The 14,782-nt window shown below is 61.4% G+C and carries 16 protein-coding genes and 1 rRNA gene; 7 read left to right on the forward strand and 10 right to left on the reverse strand.

Annotation, left to right across the window (positions count from 1 at the left end; all coding sequences use genetic code 11):
* Positions 1 to 74 precede the first annotated feature (74 nt).
* The gene (locus AC1RJW_RS09490; RefSeq protein WP_493044696.1) at positions 75 to 1,883 is read left to right on the forward strand and encodes a M61 family metallopeptidase; all 1,809 of its coding nucleotides are present in this window, start codon (positions 75 to 77) and stop codon (positions 1,881 to 1,883) included.
* Between the two features lie 220 nt (positions 1,884 to 2,103).
* Entirely contained in the window at positions 2,104 to 3,273 is a 1,170-nt protein-coding gene (locus AC1RJW_RS09495) for a GGDEF domain-containing protein (RefSeq protein WP_493044697.1), read from the forward strand.
* Here AC1RJW_RS09495 and AC1RJW_RS09500 read toward each other — a convergent pair.
* From AC1RJW_RS09500 to rpe, 7 genes are all read right to left on the reverse strand, one after another.
* Positions 3,224 to 3,694 (reverse strand): hypothetical protein, encoded by a 471-nt coding sequence (locus AC1RJW_RS09500; RefSeq protein ID WP_493044698.1) that lies wholly within the window; start codon positions 3,692 to 3,694, stop codon positions 3,224 to 3,226. The two genes, AC1RJW_RS09495 and AC1RJW_RS09500, sit on opposite strands and share 50 nt — an antisense overlap.
* A gap of 20 nt (positions 3,695 to 3,714) precedes the next feature.
* Positions 3,715 to 4,515 (reverse strand): indole-3-glycerol phosphate synthase TrpC, encoded by an 801-nt coding sequence (gene trpC, locus AC1RJW_RS09505; protein WP_493044699.1) that lies wholly within the window; start codon positions 4,513 to 4,515, stop codon positions 3,715 to 3,717.
* A gap of 33 nt (positions 4,516 to 4,548) precedes the next feature.
* Positions 4,549 to 5,592 (reverse strand): anthranilate phosphoribosyltransferase, encoded by a 1,044-nt coding sequence (gene trpD / locus AC1RJW_RS09510; protein WP_493044700.1) that lies wholly within the window; start codon positions 5,590 to 5,592, stop codon positions 4,549 to 4,551.
* A gap of 65 nt (positions 5,593 to 5,657) precedes the next feature.
* Positions 5,658 to 6,221 carry an aminodeoxychorismate/anthranilate synthase component II gene (locus AC1RJW_RS09515; protein ID WP_493044701.1) on the reverse strand — a complete coding sequence of 188 codons (564 nt, stop codon included), beginning with the start codon at positions 6,219 to 6,221 and terminating at the stop codon, positions 5,658 to 5,660.
* Position 6,222: 1 nt separating this feature from the next.
* Positions 6,223 to 7,719, reverse strand: coding sequence for an anthranilate synthase component I (trpE, locus tag AC1RJW_RS09520; RefSeq protein WP_493044702.1), 1,497 nt, complete (start codon positions 7,717 to 7,719; stop codon positions 6,223 to 6,225).
* 269 nt (positions 7,720 to 7,988) lie between these two features.
* Positions 7,989 to 8,693: a phosphoglycolate phosphatase gene (locus tag AC1RJW_RS09525; RefSeq protein WP_493044703.1), complete on the reverse strand. Its 705-nt coding sequence runs from the start codon at positions 8,691 to 8,693 to the stop codon at positions 7,989 to 7,991.
* Positions 8,693 to 9,367: a ribulose-phosphate 3-epimerase gene (rpe, locus tag AC1RJW_RS09530; RefSeq protein WP_493044704.1), complete on the reverse strand. Its 675-nt coding sequence runs from the start codon at positions 9,365 to 9,367 to the stop codon at positions 8,693 to 8,695. The genes AC1RJW_RS09525 and rpe overlap by 1 nt, the downstream gene beginning before the upstream one ends.
* 157 nt (positions 9,368 to 9,524) lie before the next feature.
* On the opposite strand from rpe, the gene apaG reads away from it, so the two are divergent.
* Entirely contained in the window at positions 9,525 to 9,899 is a 375-nt protein-coding gene (gene apaG, locus AC1RJW_RS09535) for a Co2+/Mg2+ efflux protein ApaG (protein ID WP_034753698.1), read from the forward strand.
* Between the two features lie 23 nt (positions 9,900 to 9,922).
* Here apaG and AC1RJW_RS09540 read toward each other — a convergent pair whose 3' ends face one another.
* Positions 9,923 to 10,069: a hypothetical protein gene (locus AC1RJW_RS09540; RefSeq protein WP_165829277.1), complete on the reverse strand. Its 147-nt coding sequence runs from the start codon at positions 10,067 to 10,069 to the stop codon at positions 9,923 to 9,925.
* A gap of 49 nt (positions 10,070 to 10,118) precedes the next feature.
* Between AC1RJW_RS09540 and mltA the strand changes: the two genes are divergently transcribed.
* Positions 10,119 to 11,348 (forward strand): murein transglycosylase A, encoded by a 1,230-nt coding sequence (gene mltA, locus AC1RJW_RS09545; RefSeq protein ID WP_493044705.1) that lies wholly within the window; start codon positions 10,119 to 10,121, stop codon positions 11,346 to 11,348.
* Between the two features lie 37 nt (positions 11,349 to 11,385).
* Here mltA and AC1RJW_RS09550 read toward each other — a convergent pair whose 3' ends face one another.
* On the reverse strand, positions 11,386 to 11,823 hold the full coding sequence (locus tag AC1RJW_RS09550) for a universal stress protein (RefSeq protein WP_493044706.1): 438 nt from the start codon (positions 11,821 to 11,823) through the stop codon (positions 11,386 to 11,388).
* Between the two features lie 137 nt (positions 11,824 to 11,960).
* Positions 11,961 to 13,154, reverse strand: coding sequence for an MFS transporter (locus AC1RJW_RS09555; RefSeq protein WP_493044725.1), 1,194 nt, complete (start codon positions 13,152 to 13,154; stop codon positions 11,961 to 11,963).
* On the opposite strand from AC1RJW_RS09555, the gene AC1RJW_RS09560 reads away from it, so the two are divergent.
* The 3 genes from AC1RJW_RS09560 to AC1RJW_RS09570 all read left to right on the forward strand — a co-directional run.
* Positions 13,071 to 13,253, forward strand: a complete 183-nt coding sequence (locus tag AC1RJW_RS09560) for a hypothetical protein (RefSeq protein WP_493044707.1) — start codon at positions 13,071 to 13,073, stop codon at positions 13,251 to 13,253. The genes AC1RJW_RS09555 and AC1RJW_RS09560 overlap by 84 nt on opposite strands.
* Positions 13,254 to 13,339: 86 nt before the next feature.
* On the forward strand, positions 13,340 to 14,116 hold the full coding sequence (locus tag AC1RJW_RS09565) for an enoyl-CoA hydratase (RefSeq protein WP_402720150.1): 777 nt from the start codon (positions 13,340 to 13,342) through the stop codon (positions 14,114 to 14,116).
* 406 nt (positions 14,117 to 14,522) lie between these two features.
* A 16S ribosomal RNA gene (locus AC1RJW_RS09570) occupies positions 14,523 to 14,782 on the forward strand; the annotation flags it as partial.

Genomic DNA, 14,782 nt, shown 5'->3' on the forward strand with positions numbered 1-14,782 from the left:
TTCAAAAAATCACCGCCAAGGCGGGAGCCAAGGCAAGCGGCAAAGCCACAAGCAAAGCCGCGACGAAAACCGCAGTGAAAACCGCACCGGCCGCCGGCATCATCTACAGCATCGCCGCAGCCGACCTGGCGGGCCACATGTTCAAGGTGACGTTGACGGTCAAGTCGCCGGCCGCCATCGGCCAGGTATTTGCCTTGCCGGCCTGGATCCCGGGCAGCTACATGATCCGCGAATTTTCGCGCAATATCGTCAGCATCCGCGCCGAGTCCGAGGGCAAGGCCGTGGCGCTGGCCAAACTGGACAAGCATTCATGGCAAGCCGCCCCGTGCAAGGGCCCGTTGACGGTCGAATACGACGTCTACGCCTGGGACCTGTCCGTGCGCGCCGCCCACCTGGACCAGAATCACGGCTTCTTCAACGGCACCAGCGTGTTTTTGCGCGTGCTGGGCCAGGAATCCGACGCGCATGAAGTGCACATCGTGCAGCCCAAGGATGCGGCCTGCAAGACCTGGCGAGTCGCCACCACCCTGCCGGAACTCAAGGCCAAGCGCTATGGCTTCGGCAGCTACCAGGCAGCCAACTACGATGAACTGATCGACCACCCGGTGGAAATGGGCGACTTCGCGCTGGCCACCTTCACCGCATATGGCGTGCCGCACGATATCGTCGTCACGGGCAAGGTGCCGAATTTGGACCTGGACCGTTTGTGCCGCGACCTGAAAGCCATCTGCGAAACGCAGATCGCCTTCTTCGAGCCGAAGACGAAGAAAGCGCCGATGGACCGCTATGTGTTCATGACCATGGCCGTCGGCGACGGTTACGGCGGCCTTGAACACCGCGCCTCGACGGCGCTGATCTGCGCGCGCGCCGACCTGCCGACGACGGCCTCCAACAGCACGGAAATCGGCGACGGCTACCTGAAATTCCTGGGCCTGTGCAGCCACGAGTATTTCCACACCTGGAACGTCAAGCGCATCAAGCCGGCCGCCTTTGCGCCGTACAACCTGCAGGCGGAAAGCTATTCGCCGCTGCTGTGGCTGTTCGAGGGCTTCACCAGCTATTACGACGACCTGATGCTGGTGCGCGCAGGCCTGATCGACGAAGCGGCCTATTTCAAGCTGCTCGGGAAAACCGTCAACAGCGTCCTGCGCGGCAGCGGCCGCACCAAGCAAAGCGTGGCCGATTCCAGCTTCGACGCCTGGGGCAAGTACTACCGCCAGGATGAAAACGCGCCGAACGCCATCGTCAGCTACTACACCAAGGGTTCGCTGATCGCTCTGGCCTTCGATTTGACTTTGCGCAGCAAGACGAATGGCGCAAAATCGCTGGACAATGTGATGCAGGCGCTGTGGCAGCGCTACGGCCGCGATTTCTACAAGGGTAAAGCGCGCGGCGTGACGCCGGCCGAAGTCGAAGCCTTGTTCGATGAGGTCTCCGGCACGCGCATGAAACCGTTCTTCGAGCGCTACATCCGCGGTACGGACGACGTGCCGCTGGCGCGCCTGCTGGCGCCGTTCGGCGTGAAATACAGCGACGCGCGCAAGGCGGAAAAAGCCAGCCTGGACGTCAACCTGGGCCGTGACGGTAACGACGCCAAATTGGCGCAGGTGCATCAGGGCGGCACCGCCCACGTGGCCGGTCTGTCGGCGGGTGACGTGCTGGTGGCCGTCGATGGCTTGCGCGTGACGGGCAACCCGGCGAACCTGGACACCTTGCTGGGCCGTTACGCCGTCGGCGCCAAGGTGGCCATTCACGCCTTCCGCCGCGACGAGCTGATGACGTTTGCCGCCGTGCTGCAGGGCGACCGCGTGCCGGGCGTCAGCTTGACCCTGCTGCCGGCACCAAAGAAAGCCACGGGGCCGAAGCGCCCTAGCGCGGCATGATGCTGTTTGTCGTGCAGTAAGACAGAAAACCGGCCTCACTGGCCGGTTTTCTATTTCAGACGGTAATTTCCCAAATGCAACTCTTCCGCTGAAATTTGTGTCTTGCCATCATATTTACCGCAAATGAACTAATTTTTCTTTAACTAAACTAAAATTGCCGGATTGTCTCTTTTAGATCGTGCCCAACGTGCAAACCCTCGATCCTCGAACGATTATGCTGATGACGACCCTGATGTGCGGGGCGATGAGCATCGTCATGTTCTCGGTGTATCGCAGTTTCCGGCGCGAGGTGCATGGCCTGGGGCATTGGGCAGCCGGTTTGCTGTTGCTGGTGTGCGCGTCGCTGCTGTTCGGCACCCGCGAAGTGCTGCCGCCGGCATTGTCCACGATCGCGGCCAATGCGGCGCTGGTGGCCGGTATCGGCCTGTCGATGCTGGGCACGGAGAAATTCTTTGGCCTGGCGCCCAGCCGCCGCGCCTATCTGCTGATACTTGCCCTGGCCATCGCCGGCAATAGCTGGTGGCTGCTGGTGCGCCCCGACTTCTCGGCGCGTGTGGCTGTCTTTTCCCTGCTGGTCTTCCTGTTTTATACGCGCCAGGTGCAACTGGTGTGGAGTCATGGCGAGCGCCATTTTTCGAGTTTTTTCTTTGCCGCGCTGATGCTGCTGCAAGCGGTCGTGGTGCTGGCGCGCGGCGTGTCGGCCTTGCTGCATGGCGGCGCCAGCGTGAACCTGGCGGTGGCCGGCACGCCGGCCGGAATCTATCTGGCGGTTGCCAATTTCATGGCGTTGCTGCTGACGGTAGGCTTCATGACGGTGGCGACGCGGCGTCTGCAGCAGATACTGGAGCGCCGCTCGACCCACGATCCGCTCACGCAGGTGCTGAACCGGCGCGGCTTTGGCGACGCCTATGCGCGCGAAATCGGCAATCTGCGGCGCCGCCGCCTGCCGCTGACACTGCTCAGCATCGACCTCGATTACTTCAAATTGATCAATGACCGCCACGGTCATGCGGTGGGCGACCAGGTGCTGGCGCATGTGGCCACCGTCATCGGTGGCGCCCTGCGCGAATCGGATTGCGTGGCGCGTTTCGGCGGCGAGGAGTTCGTCGTGCTGATGCCGGACATGCCGGCGCATAACGCGCTGGGCGTGGCCGAACGCATCCGTGCCTTGCTGCGCGAGCCCAGTCATGCGGGGCTGCCATCGTGTACGGTCAGCATCGGCGTCGCTTGCCAGGCATCGGTGGTGGAAGGGCTGGAACAGCTGTTGTCGCGCGCCGATGCGGCCCTGTATCTGGCCAAGGAGCGGGGACGCGACCGCATCGAACTCGATGCTTGTGCGTTTACTGAGGACCGGACAAGGTCCGCAGCTGGAAGCGGTACTGGTCGTTGAACAGGAAGGTTTCGGAAAAATCGAAAGTCTTGGCGTGGCGGTGCATCAGGTGTGCCGCCGGCGGAAAGAGGACCTGCACGCGCCGCACGGCGGCCAGCGCGGCGGCTGATGCTTCGCTGTCGCGCGAACGGTGCACATGCACGCTTTTCAGCTCGCCGTCCGGCCCCACGCTCAAGTCGAGCACGACGATGGCCGGCAGCATGGGCGGCAGGCGCCCGCTGAACGTATATTCTGCGTTGGCCGCCATGATCTGCTGCGCCACCAGCGACTTGTAGACGTCGATGCTGGCGGCAAGCTGTATCGCGGCCGGCGTGCCAGGGGGCGTGCGCTCCACTGGCGAGGGCATGCGGCTCACGGGCGGGGGCGCAGTCTGGCAAGCAGACAGCAGGGCGGCGGCAAGGACGATAATTGCGTGTCTCATGGCTGCCAGCCTACCATGGTTTAACTGAACAGGCGTTCCAGCTCCACGCCGGGGTCGGGGGCACGCATGAACGCTTCGCCCACGAGGAAGCTGTGGATGTGCGCGTCGCGCATGCGTTGCACGTCGGCCGTACTGTGGATGCCCGATTCCGTGATGATCAATCTGTCTTGCGGGATGCGCGGTAACAGGTTGATGGTGGTGTCGAGCGACGTTTCGAACGTGCGCAGGTTGCGGTTGTTGATGCCGATCAGCGCGCTCTTGAGTTTCAATGCCGCCGTCAGTTCTTCGCCGTCGTGGCTTTCGATCAGCACGTCCATGCCCAGTTCGTGGGCGCATGCTTCCATCTCGGCCATCAAGCCATGGTCGAGCGCCGCGACGATCAGCAGGATGCAGTCGGCGCCCATGGCGCGCGCTTCATAGATCTGGTACATGTCGACCATGAAATCCTTGCGCAGCACGGGGATGGCGCAGGCGGCGCGCGCCTGCTGCAGATAATCGACGGATCCCTGGAAGAACTGTTCGTCCGTCAGCACGGACAGGCAGGCCGCGCCATGCGCCGCATAGCTGGCGGCGATGTCGGCTGGGCGGAAGTCGGCGCGGATCACGCCTTTCGACGGTGATGCCTTTTTCACTTCGGCGATGATGCCGGGCTTGCCGGCAGCGATATGCTGGCGCAGGCTGGCTTCAAAGCCGCGCAGGCCGGCACGCAGGGCGCTGTCGCTTTCCACGTCGCCGCGCAGGCTGGCCAGGCTGCGGCGGGCTTTGGCCTTGGCCACTTCATCGGCTTTCACGGCCAGGATTTTATCGAGTATGTCGGACATGATGGTCGCTATTCTATCAAGGAGGGCGGAGGCTTACGCTTGCGGCGGGGTGCCCAGCTGCTGCGTCACGCGCACGAATTGGTCGAGTTTTGCCAGCGCGGCGCCCGAACTGACGGCGGTGCGCGCACGCGCCAGGCCGTCTTCGATCGAGCTGGCCACGCCGGCCGCGTACAGCGCCGTGCCCGCATTCAGGGCGACGATATCGGCGGCGGCACCGGGTTCGCCGCGCAGCGCTTCCATCATCTTCGCTTTCGATTCGACGGAATCGGCCACCTTCAGATTGCGGCTGGCGATCATCGACATGCCGAAGTCTTCCGGATGGATTTCATATTCGCGGATTTCGCCGTTGATCAATTCGCCCACCATGGTGGCGGCGCCCAGCGACACTTCATCCATATTGTCGCGGCCATACACGACGATCGCATGCTGTGCGCCCAGGCGCTGCAGCACGCGCACCTGGATGCCGACCAGGTCGGCGTGGAACACGCCCATCAGGATGTTCGGCGCCCCGGCCGGATTGGTCAGCGGGCCGAGGATATTGAAGATCGTGCGCACGCCCAGTTCGCGGCGCACGGGCGCGGCATGCTTCATGGCCGCGTGGTGGTTCGGCGCGTACATGAAGCCGATTCCTGTCTGCGCGATCGACTGGGCGATCTGCTCGGGCTGCAGGTTGATGTTGACGCCCAAGGAATCGAGCACGTCGGCGCTGCCGGACGAGGACGAGACGCTGCGCCCGCCATGCTTGGCCACGCGCGCGCCCGCTGCCGCCGCCACGAACATCGAGGCGGTGGAAATATTGAAAGTGTGCGCGCCGTCGCCGCCCGTGCCGACGATGTCGAGCAGGTTGGTGGTGTCGGCCATGGGCACCTTGGTGGAAAACTCGCGCATCACTTGCGCGGCGGCGGCGATTTCGCCGATGGTTTCCTTTTTCACGCGCAAGCCCATGGTGAGGGCCGCGATCATGGTGGGCGACATTTCGCCGGACATGATCTGGCGGAACAGGTACAGCATTTCGTCGTGAAAGATCTCGCGGTGTTCGATGCAGCGCAGCAGGGCTTCTTGTGGGGTGATCGGCATGATGCTTCCTTCTTCAATGATGGCGCAGGAGGACACTGATGGCACGCCGGGGCGTGCGTATGGGATCAGCGCTCGAGGAAATTCTTCAGCAGGGCGTGGCCGTGCTCCGAGAGGATCGATTCGGGGTGGAACTGCACGCCCTCGATATCGTATTCCCGGTGGCGCACGCCCATGATTTCGCCGTCGTCCGTCCACGCCGTCACTTCCAGGCAGGAAGGCAGCGAGGCGCGTTCGATCGCCAAAGAGTGGTAGCGGATCACTGTGAAGGGGCTGGGGATGTCCTTGAAGACGCCCACGCCCGTATGCGCGATGAGGGAAGTCTTGCCATGCATGACCTGCTTGGCGCGGATGACTTTACCGCCAAACGCATCGCCGATGGCCTGGTGGCCCAGGCAGACGCCCAGTATCGGCTTCTTGCCGGCGAAGTGCTTGAGCACTGCCACCGAAATGCCCGCCTGTGCCGGCGCTTTCGGGCCAGGCGAGATGCAGATGCGGTCAGGGTTCAGCGCCTCGATCTGCTCGATCGTGATTTCATCGTTGCGGTAGACCCGCACGTCTTCGCCCAACTCGCCGAAATACTGCACGATGTTGTAGGTGAAGGAGTCGTAGTTGTCGATCATTAGCAGCATCTTAAAACCCTCCATCCAGGCCATCTTGCACTTGTTCGGCGGCGCGCAGCACGGCGCGCGCCTTGTTTTCCGTTTCCTGCCATTCCATTTCGGGGATGGAGTCGGCCACGATGCCGGCCGCGGCCTGCACGTACAGCATGCCGTCTTTGACCACGCCCGTGCGGATGGCGATCGCCACATCCATTTCGCCGCCAAACGACAGGTAGCCGCAGGCGCCGCCATAGATGCCGCGCTTGGTGATTTCCAGTTCGTCGATCACTTCCATGGCGCGCACTTTCGGCGCGCCCGTGAGGGTGCCGGCTGGGAAGGTTGCGCGCAGCACGTCCAGGTTCGACAGGCCGTCCTTCAGTGCGCCTTCCACGTTCGAGACGATGTGCTGCACATGCGAATACTTTTCGATGACCATGCGGTCGGTGACCTGCACGCTGCCCGTTTCCGCGATGCGACCGATGTCATTGCGGGCCAGGTCGATCAGCATCACGTGTTCGGCGATCTCTTTCGGATCGGCCAGCAGCTCGGCCGACAATTCGGCGTCGCGCTCTGGCGTGGCGCCGCGCGGACGCGTGCCGGCAATCGGACGCAAGGTGACTTTCTTGCCGCCGTCCGCCGTCTTCTCGTTGCGCACCAGGATTTCCGGCGAGGCGCCGATGATCTGCATGTCACCGAAATTATAGAAGTACATATACGGCGACGGATTGAGCGAACGCAAGGCGCGGTACAGGGTCAGTGGCGAATCGACATATGGTTTGCGGATGCGCTGGCCGATCTGCACCTGCATCAGGTCGCCCGCCATCACGTATTCGTGCGCCTTGGCGACCGCCTTCAGGTAGTCTTCCTTGGAAAAATCGCGGATGGTTTCCGTGCGCACGGAAGCGCTGGTCACGGGGGCATCGACGCCGCGGCGCAGCATCATGCGCAAGTCCTTCAGGCGCTGCTGTGCTTTCGAAAACGACTCGGGCTGCGTCGTGTCGGCGTAGACGATCAGGTAGAGCTTGCCGGAGAGGTTGTCGATGACGGCCAGTTCTTCCGTCACCATCAGCTGGATGTCGGGCAGGTTCAAGTCATCCTTCGGCGCGCCGCCGGCCAGCTTTTTCTCGATGTGGCGCACGGTGTCGTAGCCGAAGTAGCCGGCCAGGCCGCCGCAGAAACGCGGCATGCCGGGGCGCAGGGCGACCTTGAAGCGCGACTGGAACTGTTCGATGAAGTCCAGCGGATTGCCTTCGTGTTCTTCGATCACGCTGCCGTTCTTGACGATTTCAGTGCGTTTGCCATAGCTGCGCAACACGGTCGTGGCGGGCAAGCCGATGAAGGAATAGCGGCCGAAGCGTTCGCCGCCGACGACGGATTCGAGCAGGAAGGTGTTTTTGCCACCTTGTTGGGCCTGTGCCAGTTTCAGGTACAGGGTGAGCGGGGTTTCCAGGTCGGCGAACGCTTCCGCGATCAGGGGGATGCGGTTGTAGCCTTGCTGGGCCAACGATTTGAATTCGAGTTCGGTCATGTTTCTCTCCATGCCGTCAGGGTATGAGTGTGCATAGTGCACAAACCCTGCGGTGGGTTATCAAAAAACTTGCCGGTACATGGAACATGCGCAAGATGCGCAAAGGACGCGTGTGTAACCGGCAGCAATCGTAACGGCTCGGCCCTTAGGCCTGCCAGGATTGCCAGCGTCGCCAAAGCCAGGCCTCAATCGAGCCGGTTTGGGTGACATTGTGTTTTTTGATGAGAAACGTGTTCACGATATGGTGTTGGGTTTGGTCAGTATGCCGGTTAGTTTTGCATGCCAATAAAACGGGCTGCTTCGAGCAGTGTCTTTACTATACCATCGGAATCGGTATCGTGTATAGAGTGTCCGTGATTGTAGCCATACGGTACGGTCAATACGGGGCAAGCCGCAGCCCTGGCCGCTTGCGCGTCATTCGAGGAGTCGCCGATGGCCACCACTCTGGATGGCGGCAGGTCGAAGTCCGCACACACTTGCAGCAGCGGCATGGGGTGCGGTTTTTTCTTCGGCAGCGAATCGCCACCGTAGACGATCTCGAAATACTGGTCCAGGTTTTTCAGTTTCAGCAGGGGCAGGGCGAAGGCGATCGGCTTGTTGGTGACGCAGGCCAGGCGCAATCCCGCCGCCTGCATTGCCGCCAGTCCCGCTTCCACGTCCGGGTACAGGGTGCTGAACTGGCCATTGATGGCCAGGTAGTGGCGCTGGTAGCCATCCATCGCCTGCTCGAAGCGCTGTTCCACGTCGGCCGCATCGAAGTCGAGCGCCAGCACGGTGCGGATCAGGTTTTCCGAGCCTTTGCCCACCATCAGCTTGATGGCGTCGGCGCTGATGGGCGCCAGGTCCAGTTCGGTGCGCATGCCGTTGATGGCGACATGAAAATCGGGCACGGTGTCGAGCATCGTGCCATCGAGGTCGATGATGGCGGCACGCACGCCGGCCAGTACGTGGTCTTTCACCGTGCCCGCTTGCATCAGGCGCCCGCTACTTTGGCCAATTCGGCGCGCATGGCATCGATGACGGCCTTGTAGTCCGGCTTGCCGAAGATGGCCGAGCCGGCGACGAAGGTGTCGGCGCCGGCGGCGGCGGCGGCGGCGATGTTGTCGATCTTGATGCCGCCATCGACTTCCAGCATGATGTCACGGCCCGATTCGTCGATCATGCGGCGCGCTTCGGCGATTTTCTTCAGCGCTTGCGGGATGAACGACTGGCCGCCGAAGCCCGGGTTGACCGACATGATCAGGATGATGTCGATCTTGTCCATCACGTGTTCCAGGTAGTGCAACGGCGTGCCCGGGTTGAATACCAGGCCAGATTTGCAGCCGTTGTCGCGGATCAGCTGCAAGGAACGGTCGACGTGATCCGACGCTTCCGGGTGAAAGGTGATGATGTTCGCGCCAGCCTTGGCGAAATCCGGGATAATGCGATCGACAGGCTTGACCATCAGATGCACGTCGATCGGTACTTGCACGTGCGGGCGTATCGCTTCGCACACCAGCGGGCCGATGGTCAGGTTCGGCACATAATGGTTATCCATCACGTCGAAGTGGATGATGTCGGCGCCGGCGGTAACGACGTCGCGCACCTCCTCGCCCAGGCGGGCAAAGTCGGCGGACAGGATGCTGGGAGCGATACGGAATGTTGTCATGGTGGCTAAAGGCTCAGAGTAGAAAATGCGAAGATGCGCTATTTTACGCTTGGCGCCGTTACCATGCCTTAATGAAACACAGAATACATGGCGCGCGGTGGCCAATAAGGTACACGCGACGCAATATGCGACTGGCAATGTCTGAATAGGAATAATGATGGCGACTTATGAATTTACGGTAACGGTCAAGACGCAATATCTGCCCGAACAATCGGCACCGGACCAGGGGCGGCACGTGTTCAGCTACACGATCCGCGTCGTCAATACGGGCACGGCTGGCGCGCAACTGATTTCGCGCCACTGGGTCATCACGGATGCGAACAACAAGGTGGAAGAGGTGCGCGGCCTGGGCGCCGTTGGCCACCAGCCGTTGCTGCAGCCGGGCGAACAGTTCGAATACACGAGCGGCACCATGCTGGGCACGCCGCAAGGCTCGATGCATGGCGAATACTTCTGCGTGGCCGAAGACGGCCATCAGTTTGAAGCGCCGATTCCCGAGTTCGTGCTGTCGGTGCCGCGCACCCTGCATTGACGAAAGGCCGGGGCTCGCGCCCCTTATTTCAGTTTTTCGGTGCTGTCCTGTTCTTCGCCGAGCTGCTTGCGCGCCGGTGGCGCGGGTTTTTTACCCGAATACATGGTCCACCAGACTATAAATGCCAGCAAGAAGAACGCCACCAGCGCCTCTATCATCAAGATCCACATACGCACCCCTATGTTATTTACCCGCAGCTTAGTATTTACCCGCCGTCTGTTGACACGCGGTAGTCTACCCGTTTCACTCGGCGCCGTCGCGCTTGCTCTTTCCGCCTGTACCACGCCGCCGGCAGAGCCGGTCAGCGCGACTGGCAAGGCACCGGCGATTGCCCCGACTGTCGTCAAGCCAGTGCCGGCCAAGCCGGCAGATGCCAAGGAAGCCACGGATGTGGCTGCCCCCACCTTTGTGCCCGCCAAGTTTGCCGCCTTGCCTGGCTGGGCCCGCGACGACATGCGTGCCGCCTGGCCAGCCTTCATGGCTTCGTGCGGCGTGCTGGTGAAGCGACCGGACTGGAAGGAATCGTGCACGATCGCGCGCCAGGTGAATGCCGACAGCGACAAGGCCATCCGCCTGTTTTTTGAGACCTTCTTTGTGCCAAATCAAGTGGTGACCGCCGATGGCGCCAATACTGGCTTGGTGACCGGTTACTACGAACCCTTGCTGCACGGCGCGCGCAAGCGTGGCGGTCCATACCAGACACCGCTGTACAAGGTGCCTGACGACCTCGTCTCGGTCGACCTGGCCGGCGTGTATCCGGAATTGAAAAACATGCGCTTGCGAGGCAAGCTGGTTGGCAAGAAGGTGATCCCGTACGCGACCCGCGCCGACATTGAGCGCGCCACGTCCGTGACGGGCAAGGAATTGCTGTGGGTGGATGACGAAGTCGAGGCGTTCTTCCTGCAAGTGCAGGGTTCCGGGCGCGTGCAGCTGACCGATACGCAGGAAACCGTGCGCGTGGCGTACGCGGATCAAAACGGCCATCCCTACAAGTCGATCGGCCGCTACCTGGTCGACAAGGGCGAGCTGACCCTGAACCAGGCGTCTGCGCAGGGCATCAAGGCGTGGATCGCCGGCCATCCCACGCGCAAGGATGAATTGTTCAACGCCAACCCCAGCTATGTCTTCTTCAAGGAGGAGCGCTTGCCCGATCCGAAAGTGGGACCGAAGGGCGCGCTGGGCGTGCCGTTGACGCCGCAGCGCTCGGTGGCCGTCGATTCGCGCTTCCTGCCGCTGGGCGCGCCTGTGTTCCTGGCCACCACGCAAGCCAATAGCGAGATCCCCATGCAGCGCCTGGTGATGGCGCAGGATACGGGCGGCGCCATTCGTGGCCCCATCCGTGTCGATTACTTCTTTGGCTTTGGCGCGGAAGCGGCCGAGAATGCGGGCCGCATGAAGCAGAGCGGCGCCGTGTGGGTGTTGCTGCCGAAGCAGGCGCCAGCGCGCTGAGTTGCTGCGCGCGACGCCGGGGTAGCTATGGCCTGGCTTAGCGCAGGACCATGACGGGCAAGTGTGTATGCGCCAGCACTTTTTGCGTTTCGCTGCCCACGAACAGCTTGTTCAAGCCCTTGCGGCCATGCGAGGCCATCAGGATGATGTCGCAATGGTAGGTTTGCGCCGCATTGACGATTTCGTCATGCGGGCTCGGTGACACGGCCACCACGCCTTCGAAGGGCACGCCGGCGGCGCGCGCCGCTGCGCCGATCTTGTCGATGGCGCGTTGCGAGGCTTCCTGCATCTGCTGTTCATACAGGCTGGCGTCGAGCACGATGCCGCCGTCGGCCATCGGCGAGAACGGGAAGGGTTGCACCACGCTGATGGCGACCAGCTTGGCCTTGTTCAATTGGGCGAAGGCGAGGGCGGTCTCGGCGGCTTTGTCGGACAGCGGCGAGCCGTCGGTGGGAAATAAGATGGCGTTAAACATGGCGTACTCCTCAAGTGATGTAAGACAGCTTATGGATTTACATCAATTAAAACCTTGATGTAAATCAAACCTCACAGGCTTTGGCATGAATAGTGTCGCCAAGGCAATCTTTCTGCAGTGTATTCCCGTTCCTCGCTTCAGGTGCGCACGCTACGCAACGGCGTGCCCCACACCATGGCGGCCGTCAACACAATGCTGCCTGCCGCGATGCAGGCCAGGCCATTGCGTACGCCAAAATGTTCCGCCACCCAGCCGGCGGCCAGCGCCCCCAGCGGCGCCGTCGCCACCGTCAGGAAGCGCATGGTCGACGTCATGCGGCCCAGCATGGGGTCGGGCGTGACTTTCTGACGCAGGCCCAGGTAGGGAATAAAAAACAGCATCACGCCGCAATCGAAAAAGAACATCAATATGGCATACGCTACGGCGCTGGCGACCGCGCTGCCGAACAGCGCGGCGGGAATCGTTGGCGTCAGGGCAAAGCACACGGAGGTGGACGCCAGTCCGATCAGAATGGTGCGTCCGGCGCCATAGCGCTTCGTCAGCGGCTTGACGATGAAGGCGCTGAGCAAGACGCCGGCGCCGCCCAGCATTTGCGTCATGCCCAGCACGCCAGGGCTCATGCCCAGGTCGCGCGTGGCGAACAGCACCGTCAAGGCCATGCTGGCGTAAAACAGGAAGTGCCAGATGCCGGCGCCCCAGGCCAGCGCGCGCAGCAGCGGTTCGCGCCAGACGAACAGCAAGCCGTCGGCGATGTCGCGCAGGGCGTGTTTGTCGGAGGGAGCAGGGCGTGGATCGCGCACGCTCATGGCGCGCAAATTGAAGACGGAAACCAGATAACCGCAAGCCGTGCACAGGATGGCGACGGGCGCCGACAGCATTTGCACCAGCACGCCGGCCAGGCCGGGGCCGATCAGGCGCGAAGCCGATTCGGTGGCGGCAAATTTCGACTGCGCATCGATCAAGCCATCGCGGCCCACCAGAAAAGTCAGAAACACCTGCTCGGCGCCGCCGCCGACGACGAAGCCCGTGCCGATGATGAATCCCACTATATATAACCAGGGCATCGACAGCACGCCGCACCAGTAGGCGACGGCCACGCTGGCCAGGGCCAGGCCGGACATGCTTTCGCTGAACAGCATGATCGGGTGCTTGCTGCGCCGGTCCAGCAGCACGCCGACGGGCAAGCCGAAGAGGGCGAACGGCAGCGCCTGCAGCGCGACCAGTACACCCATCTGTTCCGGCGTCGCATGCAGCAGCAGTACCGCGCACAGGGGCAGGGCCAGCGAGGTGATCTGGGCGCCGAAGCAATTGAGGCCGTTGCTGAACCACAGGCGGCGAAAATTGACGCTGGCGGCGCTGCCGTCGCCGCGCAGGTAGCGGGCGCAATATTGGAGGAAGGAGGAGAAAATACGCTGCTCGATGAAAGGTGATCAGGCCCACAATAATAGCAGCGCACCTGCCGCGCCGCTGCCGTTAGCCGCTACAATCGTTGCACCGTTCATCGAGAGGAGACACTATGCAATACGAAGACCTGATCATCGACATCCAGGACAAGGTGGCGATCATCCGCCTGAACCGTCCCAAGGCCTTGAACGCCTTGAACGACAACATGATGAATGAGCTGGGCGACGCCTTGCTGAAATTCGACGCCGACGAGAATATCGGCTGTATCGTGCTCACGGGCAGCGAAAAAGCTTTTGCCGCCGGTGCCGATATCGCCGCCATGGCCGATTACACGTATCCCGATACCTTTACCCAGGGCTACATCAGCCGCAACTGGGAACATATCTTGCGCGTGCGCAAACCGGTGGTGGGTGCGGTGGCTGGCTATGCACTCGGTGGCGGCTGCGAACTGGCCATGATGTGCGATTTCCTGATCGCTGCCGACAGCGCCAAATTCGGCCAGCCGGAAATCAAGGTCGGCGTCACGCCAGGCGCGGGCGGTACGCAGCGTTTGCCGCGCGCCATCGGCAAGGCCAAGGCCATGGATCTGCTGTTGACGGCGCGCACCATCGATGCCGCCGAGGCGGAACGCATCGGCCTGGTGTCGCGCGTCGTGCCGGCCGATAAGTTGCTGGAAGAAACGCTGGCTGCCGCCAAGACCATCGCCGCCATGCCGACCTCGGTGGCCATGATGATCAAGGATTGCGTCAACCGCGCCTTTGAAACGACCTTGACCGATGGCGTCGCCTACGAGCGCCGCTTGTTCCAGGCCGCCTTCGGCACGCCTGCACAAAAAGAAGGCATGCACGCTTTCCTGGAAAAGCGCTTGCCAAACTTCGACGGTCTTTGATATGATTCGCCTCCCCGATGAGACGCACTAGTTTGCGGCACAAAAGGGACGGCCTTCCGGGGCTGGGTAGTAAAAAAGAAGGTTGACGAATTAGCCGAAACGCTTCATACTCTTCCTTCTTCGCAGCTGACAAACACAACGCTTTGTCGATAGCGCGAAAGCAGTAACCGAATACAGTTCTTTAACAATTAACAGTCGATAAGTGTGGGCATTTGATGTAGTGCAGCAGTGATCTTCGGATTGCTGTAATACTTAAAATATCAAATGTTCACAAGAAATAATGAAATAGGATACTTCTTCGGAAGTAGCCTGTCAGTTTTTTGAGTGAGCAAATCTTTTGCAATGCAAAAGATTTGGATGGTAGTGATACTGTCCGACCTGTCAGAAATGACATTAAACAGAGATTAAACTGAAGAGTTTGATCCTGGCTCAGATTGAACGCTGGCGGCATGCCTTACACATGCAAGTCGAACGGCAGCACGGAGCTTGCTCTGGTGGCGAGTGGCGAACGGGTGAGTAATATATCGGAACGTACCCTGGAGTGGGGGATAACGTAGCGAAAGTTACGCTAATACCGCATACGATCTAAGGATGAAAGTGGGGGATCGCAAGACCTCATGCTCGTGGAGCGGCCGATATCTGATTAGCTAGTTGGTAGGGTAAAAG

This window comes from Janthinobacterium sp. GW822-FHT07A03 (assembly GCF_058798815.1).